The sequence below is a fragment of the Calothrix sp. CBUCES-K 9914 genome (genome assembly GCF_059640475.1).
This window is the reverse complement of record NZ_JBXXZH010000471.1, coordinates 1-3,247: the sequence shown is the minus strand read 5'-3', so window position 1 is coordinate 3,247 and position 3,247 is coordinate 1. Positions and strand designations below refer to the sequence as shown.

The 3,247-nt window shown below is 37.4% G+C and carries 4 protein-coding genes; 2 read left to right on the top strand and 2 right to left on the bottom strand.

What is annotated here, in order from left to right:
- Both AC2JBO_RS44065 and AC2JBO_RS44060 read left to right on the top strand, forming a co-directional pair.
- A partial coding sequence (locus tag AC2JBO_RS44065; RefSeq protein ID WP_496959935.1) for a DUF6932 family protein occupies nucleotides 1-293 on the top strand: 293 nt, incomplete at its 5' end.
- Nucleotides 290-808, top strand: a complete 519-nt coding sequence (locus tag AC2JBO_RS44060) for a DNA-binding protein (protein WP_496959934.1) — start codon at nucleotides 290-292, stop codon at nucleotides 806-808. The genes AC2JBO_RS44065 and AC2JBO_RS44060, both read left to right, overlap by 4 nt.
- Nucleotides 809-1,026: 218 nt before the next feature.
- Here AC2JBO_RS44060 and AC2JBO_RS44055 read toward each other — a convergent pair whose 3' ends face one another.
- On the bottom strand, nucleotides 1,027-2,643 hold the full coding sequence (locus AC2JBO_RS44055) for a restriction endonuclease subunit S (protein WP_496959933.1): 1,617 nt from the start codon (nucleotides 2,641-2,643) through the stop codon (nucleotides 1,027-1,029).
- A 47-nt stretch (nucleotides 2,644-2,690) separates the two neighbouring features.
- On the bottom strand, nucleotides 2,691-3,101 hold the full coding sequence (locus AC2JBO_RS44050) for a hypothetical protein (RefSeq protein ID WP_496959932.1): 411 nt from the start codon (nucleotides 3,099-3,101) through the stop codon (nucleotides 2,691-2,693).
- Nucleotides 3,102-3,247 lie beyond the last annotated feature (146 nt).

The following is a 3,247-nucleotide window of genomic DNA, read 5'->3' as shown; positions in this document are numbered from 1 at the left end:
GTAGAGTAATTTACATAAACGGCAGCTTTACGACAAGTAAATCTGACCCAGTTGACTTTGATGGTTGTTATGATAAGGAAACGGTAGATACTGATTATCTTAGAGTAAATGCTCCCCGACTGTTTAATCATTATGACCGTGCTGGAATGAAAGCTCGATACAAAGGTGAGCTTTTTCCATCTGACCAACCTGTCGGTAATTATGGAGAAAATTCATTCGAGTTTTTCCAGACAGATAGAGATAAAAATAAAAAAGGCATTATAGCTATAGATTTAATGAGGTGGGAACCATGATTAAAGATGAAAATCAATACCAATTTAGTCAAGAATGGGTTACTAAGTTCCAAAAAACTATTGCTGCAATGGACAGTGATGAAGCAGCTATTCAGGAAGACTATACTCGGTACTCTCAGAGCCGAAGTGCCTTACAAGGTCATATAGAACAGTTAGAAGCTGAAATAGCTGAATACGAAACACTCGTTAATTGTGCTTTGAATGAACCAATCACAATCAAAGTCGAGTGTTTTCATAAATTACCAGACGCTTTAATCAAAGCTAGAATTGCCGCCAAAATTAGTATTGATGAGCTTGCTGCAATGTTAGGTATTGAAAGCGCGCGAGTTGTGGAATACGAAAAAACTGATTATCAATGTGCCAGCTTTTCAGAAATTTTAGAAGTCATCACAGTATTAGGTATACAATTTGAACATGCTAGTGTACGTGTAGACTTTGAAGAAATAGAACACGTTAAGAGAGTTATGGAAAAGTGGGATAAGAAAAAGGCAACTGCTACGAGTAAAGCATCATAAATTTAAATTACATGGCGCCGTGATGTTTTAATTTGGGCGTCTCTTGTTCTCAACACTTACTTGTTAATACAGTATGACTCCTAAAAATTATTTTTCAAAGGTAATATAGTATGTTTTTATTGAGACTTGAATACCTAAATTGGTAGGGTAAACCGTAATGTTGGAGTAGTGATTTACGGATTGTTGCATTATTTAGCATCTAACAATGATGTTGATTACTACTCCAAGCCCAGTTCTAGTTGCACTGACTCTTCCTGTTGTGGCTGGGATTTTTTACTACGTCCACTTGTTTTAGGTGTGGATTTTTTAGCAGTTTTGGTTTGCAGTTTATCACGTTCCGCGCGGATGCGTTCGAGTAACACTGATGCTGGTTCGTCGTTGGGGTCTTGGGGGACTAGGGCGCCGCGAAATGCTTCTGCTAGTATAGATTGGTCGAGTTGGTTGATGGCGCCGAAGCTTTGTTGGTATTGTTGTTCGATGGTGTCAGCGACTTTAAATAAAAGTTTGATTTGGTGGACAATTTCTTTTTGTTCTTCTTCTGAAGGAATTGGTAAAGGAAGATTACCGAGGCAGGTAAGATTTATGGAAGCTAAATTAACTGTTTGACTTGCATTTGCAAAGAAATAAGCTTTAGCATATTTAGATTTAGTGACTAATGAAATATATTCACAAGATACACCGGAATAATATAATCGCGCTCTATATACGTGGTTTTGATGTATACATTTTTCTACATTGTTTTTCCAAATAGTACCTCTACCTAATTTGTCTCTATCCCCACCTTCCGTAAAGAGGATGTCACCATATTCAAGATGATATTTTTCTAAATCTTCTGGTAATACTTCAATTTCTTTTATTTCGCTTAAGTCTAGATAACCATCTTGAACATTCGCTACTCTTAAGTAAGGAAGCATAATTGTTTGACGATTACCAAGTTTACGTCCTTTTGTTACGCCTCCAATAGTATTTGATATATTCGCAAGTCTTTCCCAGCACCATGTATCAGGAATTATTGGAAGATTTGGAAGCTCAATAGGTTCTAGATTTTCTTTGAACGATGCTGGTTTTCTTCGCCCTTGTAATTCAGCTTTGCTACACTCTTCTTGATACCTCTTACCGCGTTCTAAACGAATTTTCTCTAGTAAAACCTCTGCTGGTTCCACATCAGGGTTTTTCTCCCTCCAGTCAGCAGTTAAGGCGCCGCTAAATGCAGCCGCGAGGACTGATTGACGAAATTGGTCTAACAGTGCAGGTATTGAAGATAGCGCATCTTTTACACGTTGGCTTCTTGTTTTGAGCGCTTCTATTTTGGTGACAAGGCGCCGTTGCTCGTTGAGGGGTGCGAGGGGTATTCGATATAGTCTAACTCGGTTAACATTTAAATTTTGAATACCACTTCCCCAAATTCCACCATGTGCCTGTATATTTCCATAAATTGAATTAAGAAATGCCACTAAATAATCTGAATCAACTAAAGAGTGAATTGGTTTAATTAAAGTTAGACTTACATAAATTGCAAAATTAAATTCAAATGTAACTTTTGCCGCTTCACCGAACTTTGCACCAACTCGCGAATAAAGAACATCGTTCTTTTCGGGCTTTCCTCCTACGGTAAATTTTTTAAAATCTTCTTCTGAAATATATTTGATATCATTAAGATTTGCTTTAAATGGTTTTGAGTTTTGAGCGGATAAAAAAGGAATTCCTTTTTCTACATAGTTAGGTTTTTTTGCAACTCCACAAGTTATAAGCCAAGTAATATCCGTAAACTTGACTTCTAGCCAACTGTGTGGCAGCTTTTCTTGCATTGTAAAAAACCAATCTTCCTTATTCATATTTCCTTATAGACTGTGACATTTCGACAATTTCTCAATTATGCAATTCATAGCGTACCCAGGTAGCAGTTAAGTCCTCTCCAACGGAGTAATACTGCTGCTTGAGCTTTACATAACATAAAAGCGTCCATTTCATGCCGCAGTGCCATTAACTCTAAACGTTCCTCCTCATTTAGAGTACTGTTAGAGTTACCATCTAGCAATATGTTGTATCGTTCCATATCTTGGTTTGTTTTAGAAGCGCGCGCAACTTGCCACAAACTATCATCATCTAATTTATCTAGTGCTGCAACTTCTGCCTGAAACTCTGATGGTATATCATCCCATGCTGGGGGACTACCTATTTGTAAGACACGCAGTATTACTTCTTCTAGGGGTCGATGGGTTGCTTTTGCTGTATTTACCAACCTGGTATAAATAATCTCTGGTATTTGTAGGGTTACGGTTTCTGCTGGCATATGGGCGTTTATATATTAGGACAACTATTATAGCCTTTCCTAAGCTGGTGAGGTACAATAACAGCAATGAGCAAACCAATTATGAATGTCATTTAAAGAGATTTTATTAAAAGCTATTTCAATAGCTTGTGCCAAATCTGGGTAAG

What these genes read in the sequence shown, in the direction of transcription:
- AC2JBO_RS44060 (WP_496959934.1), top strand. Translation starts at nt 290, where the DNA reads ATGATTAAAGATGAAAATCAATACCAATTTAGTCAAGAATGGGTTACT.
- AC2JBO_RS44055 (WP_496959933.1), bottom strand. Translation starts at nt 2,643, where the DNA reads ATGAATAAGGAAGATTGGTTTTTTACAATGCAAGAAAAGCTGCCACAC.
- AC2JBO_RS44050 (WP_496959932.1), bottom strand. Translation starts at nt 3,101, where the DNA reads ATGCCAGCAGAAACCGTAACCCTACAAATACCAGAGATTATTTATACC.